Origin of the sequence: Phytoactinopolyspora endophytica (assembly GCF_004138495.1) — a bacterium.
GTDB classification, from domain to species: domain Bacteria; phylum Actinomycetota; class Actinomycetes; order Jiangellales; family Jiangellaceae; genus Phytoactinopolyspora; species Phytoactinopolyspora endophytica.
The window spans coordinates 27,560-41,587 of record NZ_ML142870.1 but is presented as its reverse complement, the minus strand read 5'-3'; the positions used below and the strand labels follow the sequence as shown (position 1 = coordinate 41,587).

The window sequence follows — 14,028 nt, the reverse complement described above, 5'->3', positions numbered from 1 at the left end:
AACTGCCAGGACGAGGTGAAGCGGGAGATATTCCAGAACAAGGACTTCCGGATCGGGTTGTCGCATGCCATCAACCGGCAGGAGATCATCGAGGCCGTCTACGCCCGCCAGGGCGAACCATGGCAGCCTTCCCCGCTTCCCGAAAGCGCTCTGTACGACGAGGAGATGGGCAAGCAGTACACCGAGTACGACGTCGACCTGGCCAACCAGCATCTCGACGACGCCGGCTATTCCGAGCGTAACGCCGACGGCATCCGGCTGGGACCGGACGGCACGCCGATCTCCTTCCGGGTTCTGGTGGCGACCGATGGCGGGAAGCCGGAGATGATCGACAGCCTGGAACTGGTCAAAGGGTACTGGCGCGAGGTCGGCATCGACATGAGCATGCAGACCGAGGCCAACGAACTGCGCTACGAGCTGCTCCAGGCCAACGAGCACGAGGCGCACGTCTGGGACGGCGATGGTGCCCTCGACCCGGTGAACTCGCCGACGTACTACCTGCCGCGGTGGGGCATCGACAACGCCTTCGCCCTCAAGTGGTCCAACTGGCTCGACGGTGATGAAGAGGACGGGATGGAACCGCCGGAGCCAGTGAAGGAGCAGTTCCGCATCTACCAGGAGATCCTGGTCGAACCCGACCCGGACCGCCGCACCGAGCTCATGGCCCAGGTGCTGGCCATCACCAAGGAGCAGTTCTGGCTGATCGGCATCAGCACTCCGGTCCCGCCGTACGGCGTGGTGAAGAACAACTTCCACAACATGGTGGACCAGACGTTCTTCGCGGCGGATTTCCCGTATCCGGGCGTCACCAACCCGGAGCAGTACTTCATGACGTAGCGCTTCGCGGCGCCCGCCTGGGGTTCCGCGATACGTCCGCAACGCTGACAGACCGTTCCTGAACCGGCTCTTGAGTCCCCGACACGCACTGGAGGTGTGGCGTGCTCAGGTACATCGGCCGTCGCTGTTTCTATATGGTGCCGACTCTGTTCGCCATCTCGCTGGTGGCGTTCGCCATTATTCAACTGCCGCCGGGTGACTTCCTGACCGCCTGGGTGACCAGGCTCGAATCAGAGGGCGAACAGGTCGACCCGGCCATGCTGGACGGCCTGCGGCAGCGGTACGGGCTGGGTGAGCCGTTCTACGCCCAGTACACCAAGTGGATCAGCGGCATCCTCTTCCACGGCGATTTCGGGGAGTCCTTCGAGTACGGGCGCAGCGTGAGCAGCCTCGTCCTTGACCGCCTCCCATGGTCGATAGGCCTGACCGTGTTCGCACTCCTGTTCACCTGGATCGTGGCGTTCCCGATCGGACTGTACTCGGCAGTACGGCAGTACTCGTTCGGCGACTACCTCGCCACCACCATCGGCTTTCTCGGTCTCGCGATCCCGAACTTCATGCTTGCGCTGGCGATGATGTACGTGGCGTACAGCGTCTTCGGGTTGAGCACGAGTGGGATATCGCCGCTGACCATCGGCATCGCTGTGGTGGTTCTCGGCACGGCGGGCACGGCCGGGATGATTCGGGTGCTGCGCGCGAATCTTCTCGACGAGCTCAAGAAGCCCTATGTAGTCGCGGCGAGAGCGCGCGGCGCGTCGGAGAAGACGCTGGTGATCAAGTACCCGGTCCGGATGGCTCTGAACCCGTTCGTGTCCACCATCGGCTGGGTGCTACCGGGACTGGTGGGCGGCGAGGTGATCGTCGCGCAGGTGCTGAACCTGCCGACCACTGGTCCGTTGCTGTTCAGCGCCCTGCGGACCCAGGACATGTACCTGGCCGGTTCCATCATCCTGATCGTCAGCGTGCTGACCGTCATCGGCACTTTGCTGTCCGACATCTTGCTCGCCTGGCTCGATCCCCGGGTCCGGCTGGGCTACCGGTAGGAGATGACTCATGACGAGCGTTCTTCCAGACGCCGACGCGAGCGTCACTGGAGATCCAGCAGGCGGTGACGAGACGGGCGGGCGGCGCGCGGCGACTCAGCGGCGGCTCGTGTGGTGGAAGTTCCGCCAACACAAGCTGGCGATGGTCGGGCTGGTCCTCATCGCCTGCATCTATCTGGTCGCGCTGTTCGCCGAGTTCCTCGCGCCGGTGAGCTCCAGCACGTTCAACTCGGAGTACACCTACGCGCCACCGCAGCAGTTGCGCATCGACTCCGATGCCGGCCTCTACGTGCACGGTTACACCTCGACCGTCGACCCGGAGACGTTCGAGCCGACGTTCGAGGTGGACAAGTCACAGAAGATCGACGTCGGCCTGTTCGTGAAGGGCGACGAGTACGAGCTGTTCGGGCTGATCCCGTGGGATCGGCACCTGATCGGCCCGGAGGATCCGGACCAGCCGATGTACTTGCTCGGGGCGAATCGCAATGGGTACGACCTGCTGTCCCGGATGATCCACGGCACCCGGGTGTCGATGACGATCGGCCTGGTAGGCGTGGCGATGGCGCTGATCCTCGGCATCATCCTGGGCGGCATGTCCGGGTACTTCGCCGGCAAGACGGACACCGTCATCCAACGCGTGGTCGAGTTCTTCATGTCGATCCCCGGGATTCCACTCTGGATGGGTCTGTCAGCGGCGCTGCCACACGAGTGGGGGCCGATGCAGCGCTACTTCGCCATCACCGTGATCTTGGCCATCATCGGATGGACGGACATGGCGCGTGTCGTGCGCGGCCGGTTCCTCTCCTTGCGCAACGAGGAGTTTGTGACCTCTGCGCGCCTCGACGGGAGCGGGCGGCCGCGGGTGATCTATCGACACATGCTGCCGTCGTTCACCAGTCACCTCATCGCGTCCGTGACCCTGTCGATCCCGGCGATGATCCTGGCCGAGACCGCACTGAGCTTCCTTGGGCTGGGTCTGCAGCCCCCGGTGGTCAGCTGGGGCGTGCTGTTGCAGGACGCGCAGAACGTCCGGGTGCTGGCCACGGCTCCGTGGTTGATGATCCCCGGCCTGGCCGTCGTCATCGCGGTCCTGGCGCTGAACTTCGTCGGCGACGGTCTGCGCGACGCCGCGGACCCGTACAAGAAGTAAGGAATGGCGATGAGACCTGTGCAGGCCAGCGACGCACTGTTGGAGATCGACGGGCTGACGACGCACTTCTTCACCCGCGAGGGGACGGTGCGTGCGGTGGACGGGGTGAGCCTGACCGTGCCGGCCGGCAAGACGGTGTGTGTGGTTGGCGAGTCAGGCTGCGGAAAGAGCGTGACGGCCCGCTCCGTGCTCGGCCTGGTCGACGAGCCCGGCCGGGTCGTCGCCGGGGAGATCTGGTGGCGGCGCGACGGTCAGGCGCCGGTCGACCTGGCCCGGTACGGGCCGAAGAGCGAGGAGATGCGCCGGGTTCGCGGCGGGGAGATCTCGATGGTGTTCCAGGAGCCGATGGCGTCGCTGTCGCCGATGTACACCGTTGGCGCCCAGCTGGTGGAGGCGATCCGGCTGCATATGCCGCTGGACAGGGAACAGGCGCGGGAGCGGGCGGCGGACTTGCTGCGACGGGTGGGTATTCCGCGGCCGGAGGAGCGCCTGGATGCGTACTCGTTCCAGCTGTCCGGCGGGATGTGCCAACGGGTGATGATCGCCATCGCACTGGCTGCCGGTCCCGCGCTGTTGATCGCCGACGAGCCGACGACGGCGCTGGATGTGACGACGCAGGCGCGGATCATCGACCTGATCCACGAGCTGCAGGCCGAGACCGGGATGTCGGTGCTGTTCATCACGCACGATCTGGGTGTGGTGGCGGAGATCGCGGACGAGGTGGTCGTGATGTACCTGGGCACGGTGGTAGAGCGCGGCGGCGTGGACGAGATCTTTCACGACCCGAAGCATCCCTACACGCGCGCGCTGTTGGGGTCGATCCCGCGGATGGGGGCAGGCACTGGGCAACGGCTCGCCACGATCCGGGGCAACGTGCCGCACCCGTCCGATCGGCCGTCCGGATGCCCGTTCCATCCACGCTGTGGCGACGCTGTCGCCGGGCTGTGCGACCGGTCCGATCCACCCGATGTGCGGGTCGGTCCAGGGCGCACCGCCCGTTGCGTGCTGCACGAGAACGCGGACCTGATCGGCGATGACGGGCAGCTCGGCGCAGAGGAGGTCCAGCGATGACCATGCCCATTCTCGACGTCCGCGACCTGAAGGTGCACTTCCCGGTGAAGGCCGGTTTCATCGGCCGCACGGTCGGACACGTGCGTGCGGTGGATGGTGTGGACCTGACCATCCAGCCAGGCGAGACGCTCGGTCTGGTGGGAGAGTCCGGCTGTGGCAAGACCACGCTGGGTCGCTCGATCTCTCGCATCATCAAGCCGAGCACCGGAATGATCGGCTATCGCGGGACGGATGGGACGGTCACGGATCTTGCCGCGCTACGGGAACGGGAGCTGCGGCCCTTCCAACGCCAGATCCGGGTGGTGTTCCAAGACCCGTTCTCTTCGCTGAACCCGCGGATGACGTTGCGGCAGATCGTCGGCGAGCCGCTGCGCGCCAATGGGATCGCCACCGGTTCTGAGCTGGAGGACCGGGTGGCCGACATGCTTGCGCGGGTAGGACTGTCGCCGAAGTACATGGATCGTTACCCGCACGCCTTCTCCGGTGGAGAGCGGCAACGGGTCAACATCGCCCGTGCACTCATCCTCGGACCACGGCTGGTGATCGCGGACGAGCCGGTCTCGGCGCTGGACGTGTCCGTCCGGGCCCAGATTCTGAACCTGCTGCGCGACCTGCAGGAAGAGTTCAGCCTGACCTTCCTGTTCGTGTCCCATGACCTGTCCGTGGTGGAGAGCGTCTGTGACCGGGTCGCGGTCATGTACCTGGGCAAGATCGTAGAGCTGGCGGAGACGGCGGAGCTCTACGCGTCACCGCGCCATCCATACACCGAGGCGCTGCTGTCGGCGGTGCCGCGGCCCGACCCGCGGCTGCGAGATGTGGGCCGGCGGGTCCGGCTCACCGACGACCTTCCGGACCCGTCGAACCCGCCGGCCGGCTGCTACTTCCACACCCGCTGCCCGTACGCCGTGGCGGGCGTGTGCGACGTGTCCGGTCAGGGGCCGGTGCTCGACGGGATCGGTCCGGGCCACCACGCCGCGTGCCTGAGATCCGACGAGCTCAGCCTGGCCGGCGTCGCATCCGAGCTCGCCTGAAGGAGACCGGAAAGGAGGCATCAGTACCGCACCTGCTCGTGCACAGATCGCGAAGAAGGGATCCACACCAGCATGCGAACACGACGACGAATGACCATCATGGCGGCAACCACAGCCGCCGTCACTCTCTGCGGAGTCACCGCCATCACGCCTCAGGCGCAGCCTACTTCGGCTGACGCAGAGCGCGCTGTCCCGGCACCGTCACAGGCCGGCATGCAGGCTGACCTCGGCGGCGAATCGTTCATCGAGGAGTTTGACGCGGGCATCGACCCGGACTTCTGGTTCGTGAATGACGGCTACAACAACGGCGGCCACCAGAACTGCGAGTTCAACAAGGACAAAGCCACCGTCGCCGGCGGAGTCCTGACGCTCACGCTGGACGACACGTCCTACGGCGATCGCGACTACTCCTGTGGGGCGATTCAGACCAACAAACGGTACGGCTACGGCACGTACGAGACCCGGATGAAGGCGGGCAAGGCCAGCGGAACCAACTCGTCGCTGTTCTCCTACGTCGGGCCGTATCACGGTGAACCGCACATGGAGCTCGACTTCGAGGTGCTCGGCAAGGACACCACCGAGGTGGAGTTGAACACGCACGTCAACGGCTCCAACCGGGGTCCCTGGCCGGCCGACATCGGGTACGACAGCAGCGAGCAATGGGTGGACTTCGCCTACGTGTGGGAGCAGGACCGCGTGCGGTTCTTCATCGATGGGGAACTGGTGCACACACTGACCGACCCGGCCGACGTTCCGACCCGCAACCAGTTCATCTTCACCATGCTGTGGAGCACGGACACGCTGACTGACTGGATGGGGGAGTTCGAGTATCCGGGCCACCCCATCACCACCGAGTACCAGTACGTGGCGTTCACCCGTGCGGGCGAGGATTGTCAGTTCGCCGGCTCCGTGGCCTGCGGCATCGACGTCCAGCCGCCGACGACGTCGTTCGTCGACGACTTCGACACGCTCGACACGTCGCGCTGGAACGTCTCCGACGGATGGAACAACGGCGCGAAGCAGAACTGCACCTGGGATGCCGACCAGGTGGAGGTCTCGGACGGCGTGCTCAAGCTGACCTACGTGGAACAGCCCACCGGTGACCGCGACTATGCCTGCGCGGAGGTACAGCACAAGAGCAAGCTCGGTTACGGCACCTACGAGGTCAAGATGAGAGGTGTCGAAGGCTCTGGTGTGATGTCGACCTTCTTCACCTGGGTTGGCGCCACCTCCTCGGAGCCGTCCGAGGCGATCGACATCGCCAAGCTGCTCGGGGTCAACCCCGACCAGGTCAAGGTCAACACCTGGCGGAACGACCAACCGCTGCGGCCGACGTTCGTGGACCTGTCCGCGCCGTCAGATGAGGCGTTCCACGATTACGGGATGGTCTGGACCGCGGATCGGCTCGACTTCTACCTTGACGGTGAGGTCACCGTGTCCATCGTCAACACCGACCGCATCCCGGACCGGGCCGCTCAGATGTTCTTCAACGTCTGGGCGAGCGAGACGACCCCCGAGATGGGTGATTTCGTCCCGCCGGATGGTCCGCTCACCGCGCAGGTGGACCGAGTCGCGTACACCGCGCCAGGTGAGCAATGTCAGTTCGACGGCTCCATCGCCTGCGATGGGGCGGGTGCCTTGAGATGACCGATCGGCCGAACCTTCTGCTTCTCATGGTGGACCAATGGCGTGGTGACTGCTTGAGTGCCGCCGGTCATCCGGTGGTTCAGACGCCGTTCCTCGACCGGCTGGCCGCCCAGGGCGTCCGGTTCAGCCGGGCGTACTCGGCGGTGCCGACGTGCATCCCGGCCCGGGCGGCGCTGCACACCGGCCTGGGCCAGCGTTCACACGGGCGGGTCGGCTACCAGGACGGTGTCGAATGGAACTACGACGTGACCCTGGCCGGGGAGCTGACCCGGCACGGCTACCAGACCCAGGCCGTCGGGAAGATGCACGTCTATCCGGAACGGTCACAGCTGGGGTTCCAGAACGTCATCCTGCACAGCCCCACTGGCATCGTGCGGACGGCGCGGCAGCGCGGCCGTGATCCGGACCTGGTGGACGACTACCTGCCTTGGCTACGCCAGCAGCTGGGGCGCGATGCTACCTACTTTGACCACGGCGTCGACAGCAACTCGCTGGTGGCCCGGCCCTGGGACAAACCCGAGCACACGCATCCGACCAACTTCGTCGCGACACAGGCGGCCGATTTCCTCCGGCGGCGTGATCCGCGTAAGCCGTTCTTCCTGCATGTCTCGTTCAACGCGCCCCACCCGCCGTACGATCCGCCTGGCTGGGCATTCGAGCAGTTCCTCCATAGGGACATGCCCGATTCGCCGGTGGGCGACTGGACGGATGTGTTCGGCGACCAACATGATCCGGCGAACCCGGCCGCTTTCGCCGGGCGGTTCGATCCGCATCTGCTACATCGCGCCAAGGCCGGTTACTACGGGCACATGGCGCATGTGGATCAGCAGATCAGCTACCTGCTCGGTGAGCTGGAGCAACACGGTGCACGCGAGAATACCTACGTCTGCTTTGTGTCCGATCACGGCGAGATGCTGGGCGACCACCATCTCTTCCGGAAGGGCTTCCCCTATGAGGGATCGGCACGGATTCCGATGATCCTGGCCGGTCCGGAGGGCAGCGGGCTGAAGCGAGGCGGCGTCCGCGACGACGTGGTCGAGTTGCGCGATGTCATGCCGACGTTACTGGAGTGCGCGAGCGTCCCGGTTCCGGAGACTGTCGAAGGCCGCAGCTTGCTCAGCCTCGCGCGAGGCGACGACGTGCCGTGGCGAGACGTGCTGCACGGGGAGCACACGTTGTTCGGCCAGTCGTTGCAGTGGCTCACCGACGGGCGCACCAAGTATGTGTGGTTCTCTGGCTCGGGCCGTGAGCAACTCTTCGACCTCATCGCTGATCCACAGGAGACCCGGGATCTCGCCGGTGAGCCGTCGATGGCGCAGACACTGGTGCAGTGGCGTTCCTCCCTCATCGCCCAGCTGACCGGTCGTGAGGAAGGCTTCACCGATGGCGGCCGGCTGATGACCGGACGCCCGGTGGCCGCATGCCTGTCGACTGCGACGGGCCTTTCAGGGAGCGGAGCATGACCCCGGAGATGGAGATTATATGGAGATCGGAGTGGACTCTCAGAGCTTGCGCATGCTCCACGCCTGTTCCGCGCTCTGAGCGACAGCCTCCAGGTCGGCACCCGTGGAGGCGAGCACGGCGGCTGCGACCGCACCCTCGACGAACGGGGCATCGGCGAGACGCACCAGCGGCGTCCCGCCGTCGTCCTCCAAGTTCGCGTCCTCGAGGTCGGCCTGCAGAGTCTTGGCGGTGAGCACCGAGCTACCCATGTCCATGAGGATCAGCACCCCGTCGCCGGCGTCGGCCTTGGACACCGCGGAGCGGATGAGCTCGATGCTGGTGCCCATGCCGCCGTCGTCGGTGCCGCCCGCCGGCTCCAGCCGGACAGCCGGACCGGACAGGGTGCCTGACACCTCTGCCGTCGCCGCCGCGAGTGCCGCACTATGCGAGACGAGAACGATACCGACGGTCACGGGGCGGTCACCTCCGCGAGCGCACGCATGATGAGCGCGGTGGACGCCGCGCCGGGATCCTCGTGTCCGACACTGCGCGGGCCCAGGTAGCTTGCTCGGCCCTTACGAGCTTGCAGCGGAACCGTCGCCGCCAGCCCGGCCTCGGCGGCATCAGCGGCGGCGACGGCGGCGGCATGGAGGTCAGCCCCGTTCCCGGCCGCCTCCTGGAAAGCGGCGACGGCCGGAGCGAGCGCGTCGATCATCGTCTTGTCGCCCTGCACTGCCCCGCCGATCTCCTCTATGCCCCGCAGCATCGCCTCGAGCGCGTCGCCGACGCCGGTGGCGTCAGTCCCGTCTCCCAGCTCTTTGCCGGCCCGCCGGAAGCCCGTACCGTACAGCGGCCCGGACGCGCCACCGGTCTTGGCGACCAGGCCACGCCCAGCGGCCATGAGCGCTTTCCCTGGGCTCTCGGGTTGCGTCTCCTCCAGCGAGGTGACGGCGGCGGCCAAACCGCGGGCCAGATTGGCGCCGTGGTCACCATCGCCGATCGCCGCGTCGAGACCGGTCAACCGGGACTCGTCGGCCCGGATGATTTCAGCGGCACGGGTGATCCAGGCCACGGCGGTTGCAGTGTCCAACGTCATTGATCACACTCCCCAGCGCAGGGCGGGCGTCGATACGGGGGCGTCCCACAGGCGGACGAGCTCGTCCGTGAGCGAGGTGACCGTGATGGAGAACCCCGCCTGGTCCAGGCTGGTGATGTAGTTGCCGACCAGGTTGCGGGCCACCGTCGCACCATGTCCCTGCAGCCAGTCGGCGGCCTCCGCGAACGCGCCGTAGAGCTCGATCAATGGGGTTCCGCCCTGGCCGTTCATGATGACCAGAACATCGCCGGACACCGGCAGGTCGGCATGGATGGCATCCAGCGCGTAGCCGACGAGATCCTTGACGGGAGCGAACTCGCCTCGCTGGCGGCCGGGCTCGCCGTGGATGCCCACGCCGATCTCCACCTCGTTGCCGGCGAGTTCGAAGCCGGGTTTGCCCGCCGCGGGAACCGTACCCGCGTGCAGGGCGATGGCGAACGAGCGGGAACGTTCGTTGACCTCACGGGCGAGCTGGGCGACTGTGTCGAGATCGGCGCCCTCTTCGGCGGCGGCACCGGCGACCTTCTCGGCGACGATGGTGCCACCGACACCGCGTCGTCCGGCGGTGAACGTGGAGTCTTCAACGGCGACGTCGTCGTTGATGACCACCGACACGACACGGACGTCGTCGTCCTCGGCGAGCTCGGCCGCCATCCTGAAGTTGAGGACGTCGCCGGTGTAGTTCTTCACGATGTGCAGCACCCCTGCGCCGGCGTCGGCTGCCTCGGTCGCGGCGAGGATCTGGTCGGGTACCGGCGACGTGTAGACCTCGCCCGGAGCCGCCGCGTCGAGCATGCCGCGCCCGACGTAACCTCCGTGCAAGGGCTCGTGCCCGGAACCGCCACCGGAGACCAGTCCGACCTTTCCAGGGGTCCGCTCGGCGCGTGAGATGATCCGGTTCTCGACATCGACGTTGAGGCCGGGATGGGCGGCGGCGAGGCCGCGCAGCGCATCCGGGATGACGGCGTCGGGGGAGTTGATCAGCTTCTTCATCAGCGGCTCCAAACCTGCGGTCCCGGCGGATGCTCGGGCCGACGCGAAGGGTTCCGCTCCGACCCGACCTGTACCACACCCTACGCCCGAAGAGGCGGCCATGGAGTAGTCCCGGCCCGGGTTGCTCGGTCGCACCACGATGCATTCATGATGGGCGAGTGGAGTGGTCTACGCACGCCATCTGGTGGCACGTCTACCCGTTGGGCTTCGTCGGTGCGGAGCGGGAGGCGCTCTCGCCCGGTTCGCCTGCGGTGTCGCGGTTGCCGAAACTGGCCGGCTGGTTGGACTACCTCGTCGAGCTGGGTTGCAACGGGCTTGCCTTGGGGCCGGTGTTCGCCTCCGAGACCCATGGCTACGACACGGTTGATCACTTCCGGATCGACGGCCGGCTCGGTGACGAGGACGATCTGGTCCGCCTGATCGAGCAGTCACACGCTCGGGGTGTGCGGGTGCTGCTGGACGGTGTGTTCAACCATGTCGGCAGGGGTTTTCCCGCGTTCGAGGACGTTCTCAAGCACGGATCGGACTCCCGATTCGCCTCGTGGTTCCAGGTCGACTCGGACGGTGACTACCGTACGTTCGAAGGCCACGACCGGCTGGTCGTGCTGAACCACGACGCCCCGGCAGTGGTCGATTACGTGAGTGATGTGATGTCGCATTGGCTGGACCGCGGCGTCGATGGCTGGCGGCTGGACGCGGCTTACACGGTGCCCGTGTCGTTCTGGCATCAGGTGACGACGCGGGTACGGGCACGCCACCCGGGCGCCTGGTTCGTCGGCGAGGTCATTCATGGCGAATACGGCGCGTTCGTGCAGGACGGCGGGCTGGACTCGGTCACCCAGTACGAGCTGTGGAAGGCGATCTGGAGCTCACTCAACGACCACAACCTCCACGAGCTCAGCTGGACCCTCGGCCGGCACAATGCCCTGCTGGGCACGTTCACCCCGCAGACGTTCCTCGGGAACCACGACGTCACCCGGATCGCCAGCCGGCTGGACGACGAGCGTCATCTGGAGCACGCACTCGTCGTCCTGCTGACGGTGGGCGGCGTGCCGTCGGTCTATGCCGGTGACGAGCAGGCATTCCGTGGCATCAAGGAGGAACGGGAGGGCGGCGACGACGCCATCAGACCGGCGTTCCCGGACACCCCAGACGGCCTGGCGGTGGACGGGTGGGGATACTACCGACTCCATCAGCTTCTCATCGGACTGCGCCGTCGTCACCCGTGGCTGGTGTCCTCCCGTGCCACCGTGCATGCGCTGACCAACACGTCCATCGTCTACACCGTGGGAGAGGGAGAAGAGTGGCTGGCTGTCGCGCTCAACATCGGCGAACAGCCGGTGGATCTCGGGCTTCCCACGGCGGACTGGCAGCGCGTCGCAGGGACCGGTGAACTCACAGCCGACCTGGTCACGCTCCCGCCGGCGGGTTGGTCGATCGCGGTCGCCGGTTCGGCCGGATGAGGACTTCAGAACCGATCGGCGTGAACCCCGCGGCCAGGAACGCGCGGAGCGAACGCGCGTTGCCAGGGGAGACAGCGGCGAAGGCCGGTTCGCCGTCCGGCACGAGGGTCAGGGCGTCGGAGAGCAACGATCGGCCCCATCCGCGTCCTTGACCGTTGGGCGGCACCTCGATGCTGAGCTCGCGTCGCCCGGCCAGCCCTGTTCCAAGTGTGACGAAGCCGCGTTCGTCGCCGTAGACGCGCACGTCCGACCGAATCGAACGAGCATGGCGAACTCGGTCGTTATCGTCGAGGCCGGTCTGCGCAGGCAGCGCCGGTGCGCCTCCGCGCCCGCGCGTGACCAGGGTCGCATCGATGACACCGATCCAGCCGCCCGGGCCGGCCAGCCGGCGGAGGAAGCCGGGAGCGAGGGACCCGCCGAACCCGTCCGGCCGGTCGCCGTGGAAGTCGACTGTGGGCAGCGCCGTCGCGACGATGGCGTGTCCGGTGAAGGCGTAGGAGCATTCCAAGCCGTCGTGCAGCGGTGGCACGACACGGACCTGCCCATCCGCCGCAGGGAAGCGACCGTCGGCTGCCTCGTGGAGAAGTTTGTACAGCGGATGCGCCATGTACAAGACCTTAGGGACACGTATTGTCGGCTTCACCAATGGCAGGGTCAGCGAGTGCGAAGCGTGAGCGTGGTAGTGCTCGCCGGCCCTTATCCGGCAAGCCGTTCGACAGGCGACGTGTTTCTGCAGTCACGTCCGGAATGCTGCGTCCAGGGTCGATTCCGTCGCGCACGGAGTAGATAGCTGGGTTTGGCGCGGTTTATCCCTGGGGGAGATTGATACGACTGATCTGCTTGCGTCCGTACGGGTGTTCGAGTAGCATGATCAATATGAGCTCGGCCAGGCCTTTCCCGGATGCTGCGGGGGACGATGTCCCCGGCGGCGCGGAGACCGGTGCGGGCTGGGATGCTGCATGGGTGCGTCTCGTCGAGGCGGAGATGGCCGCATCGGAGGCGCAGCGGGACGAGCTGCGAAACGGTGTGGATCCGTTGGGTCCGGCCGTCGGGGGCTGGTTCGTCGATGATCCGCTGATCGACGACGTGGACCCGGACGACGACGTGGACCCGGACGGTGCCGCCAGGGCTGGTGCAGACAACGGACCGTTCGGGCCGTTGCCTGGGGTGGATGCCTCGTTCTTGGCGGACATCCCGCCCGGGGCGGAGCTGGTCCTGACGTTGGAAGGTGTTCGGCCGCGATCCATGGAGGTGCACGAGCTCGCGGACACGGTGGCGGCCTGGGAGAAGGTGATCGCCTGGGCCGGAGCGCGCCAGGCCGAGAACGCTGCCGAGTTGACCCGCCGCCCGCAGCTGCGCCCGGACGACGACGGCGGACGCTACGGGTGTCTGCACCCGGTGCCGGTCACTGCGGGGGCGTTGTGCGCTGTACATCCGTGGACCAAGCCGCAGGCGGAGAAACTCGTCGGGCAGGCGCTCACCCTGGTGCGGGACCACCCGCGGGTGCACCAGGCACTGGCCGATGGGCGTGTAGACGCGAAGAAGGCCCGCCTGATCACCACCGCGTTGAACAAGTGCAGTAACGCTGAGGTGGTCGAGCTGATCCTGAAGGCGGTGTTGCCATTCGTGCACACCTGGACCGATGTGAAGCTTTCCCGCGTTCTGAACGAGCTCCTGCATGAGCTCGACGTGGCCGGGGCGAAGCGTCGCCGCCGCGAGGCGCGTAAACGTCGCGACGTGTGGTCCGAGCCCGGTGAGGACGGCATGGCCTGGCTGATCGCGTACCTGCCCGCCGAAGAGGTCACCGCGATCATGACCGTGCTCAACGCCGCCGCCGACGCCGAGAAGAACCGCGACTGCGCACATGCCGGCACCTGCCCAAACAACAGCGACACCGACGCCGGTGACACAGTCGACGAGAGCGACACAGACGACGACCGCGACAGCGACGACGGTGACACAGTCGACGACGGTGACACAGTCGACGACGGTGACACAGACGACGACCGCGACAGCGACGACCGCGACAGCGACGCCGGTGACACCGACACCGGCACCCAGTCACGCCGCGATCACCTGGGCGCGTGCCGGCAGCGAACGCCGGCGCAGCGCCGGGCGGATGCGCTGGCCGCGCTGGCCTGGGCGTCGCTGCATACCGCAACGTTGGGCGGGAACGTGTGCTCCCACTGTGGGGCCGTCGGTGGCATCCGCCTGGCTACTGCTCACGGGCGTCCTGTCTCGGTGAACGTCACGC

Annotated in this window: 13 protein-coding genes; 9 read left to right on the top strand and 4 right to left on the bottom strand. The window is 66.7% G+C overall.

Annotated elements, in window-relative coordinates; all coding sequences use genetic code 11:
- The 7 genes from ELR45_RS36020 to ELR45_RS29655 form a co-directional block, all read left to right on the top strand.
- A partial coding sequence (locus ELR45_RS36020) for an ABC transporter substrate-binding protein (protein ID WP_205857526.1) occupies window positions 1-837 on the top strand: 837 nt, incomplete at its 5' end.
- A 101-nt stretch (window positions 838-938) separates the two neighbouring features.
- Entirely contained in the window at window positions 939-1,880 is a 942-nt protein-coding gene (locus ELR45_RS29675; protein WP_129669522.1) for an ABC transporter permease, read from the top strand.
- A 10-nt stretch (window positions 1,881-1,890) separates the two neighbouring features.
- Window positions 1,891-3,030: an ABC transporter permease gene (locus ELR45_RS29670; RefSeq protein ID WP_129669521.1), complete on the top strand. Its 1,140-nt coding sequence runs from the start codon at window positions 1,891-1,893 to the stop codon at window positions 3,028-3,030.
- A gap of 9 nt (window positions 3,031-3,039) precedes the next feature.
- Window positions 3,040-4,101, top strand: a complete 1,062-nt coding sequence (locus ELR45_RS36015; RefSeq protein WP_165368219.1) for an ABC transporter ATP-binding protein — start codon at window positions 3,040-3,042, stop codon at window positions 4,099-4,101.
- Complete coding sequence (locus tag ELR45_RS36010; protein WP_165368218.1) at window positions 4,098-5,132, top strand: ABC transporter ATP-binding protein; 1,035 nt, start codon at window positions 4,098-4,100, stop codon at window positions 5,130-5,132. The genes ELR45_RS36015 and ELR45_RS36010 overlap by 4 nt, the downstream gene beginning before the upstream one ends.
- A 99-nt stretch (window positions 5,133-5,231) precedes the next feature.
- Window positions 5,232-6,779, top strand: a complete 1,548-nt coding sequence (locus tag ELR45_RS29660; protein WP_165368217.1) for a family 16 glycosylhydrolase — start codon at window positions 5,232-5,234, stop codon at window positions 6,777-6,779.
- Entirely contained in the window at window positions 6,776-8,242 is a 1,467-nt protein-coding gene (locus ELR45_RS29655) for an arylsulfatase (protein ID WP_129669519.1), read from the top strand. The genes ELR45_RS29660 and ELR45_RS29655 overlap by 4 nt, the downstream gene beginning before the upstream one ends.
- Window positions 8,243-8,281: 39 nt before the next feature.
- Here the strand turns inward: ELR45_RS29655 and dhaM are convergent, their stop codons facing one another.
- Genes dhaM through dhaK form a run of 3 tightly spaced genes read right to left on the bottom strand, consistent with a single transcriptional unit; the run spans window position 8,282 to window position 10,311 of the window.
- On the bottom strand, window positions 8,282-8,695 hold the full coding sequence (dhaM, locus tag ELR45_RS29650) for a dihydroxyacetone kinase phosphoryl donor subunit DhaM (RefSeq protein ID WP_129669518.1): 414 nt from the start codon (window positions 8,693-8,695) through the stop codon (window positions 8,282-8,284).
- On the bottom strand, window positions 8,692-9,318 hold the full coding sequence (gene dhaL / locus ELR45_RS29645; RefSeq protein WP_205857525.1) for a dihydroxyacetone kinase subunit DhaL: 627 nt from the start codon (window positions 9,316-9,318) through the stop codon (window positions 8,692-8,694). Before dhaL ends, dhaM begins: the two co-directional genes overlap by 4 nt.
- 3 nt (window positions 9,319-9,321) lie before the next feature.
- The gene (gene dhaK / locus ELR45_RS29640) at window positions 9,322-10,311 is read right to left on the bottom strand and encodes a dihydroxyacetone kinase subunit DhaK (RefSeq protein WP_129669517.1); all 990 of its coding nucleotides are present in this window, start codon (window positions 10,309-10,311) and stop codon (window positions 9,322-9,324) included.
- A gap of 158 nt (window positions 10,312-10,469) precedes the next feature.
- On the opposite strand from dhaK, the gene ELR45_RS29635 reads away from it, so the two are divergent.
- Window positions 10,470-11,774, top strand: a complete 1,305-nt coding sequence (locus tag ELR45_RS29635; RefSeq protein ID WP_205857524.1) for an alpha-amylase family glycosyl hydrolase — start codon at window positions 10,470-10,472, stop codon at window positions 11,772-11,774.
- Here ELR45_RS29635 and ELR45_RS29630 read toward each other — a convergent pair.
- Window positions 11,722-12,381, bottom strand: a complete 660-nt coding sequence (locus ELR45_RS29630) for an N-acetyltransferase (protein WP_129669515.1) — start codon at window positions 12,379-12,381, stop codon at window positions 11,722-11,724. The genes ELR45_RS29635 and ELR45_RS29630 overlap by 53 nt on opposite strands.
- A 269-nt stretch (window positions 12,382-12,650) precedes the next feature.
- On the opposite strand from ELR45_RS29630, the gene ELR45_RS29625 reads away from it, so the two are divergent.
- Window positions 12,651-14,028: DUF222 domain-containing protein (locus tag ELR45_RS29625; RefSeq protein ID WP_129669514.1), on the top strand; the 1,378-nt coding region annotated here is incomplete at its 3' end.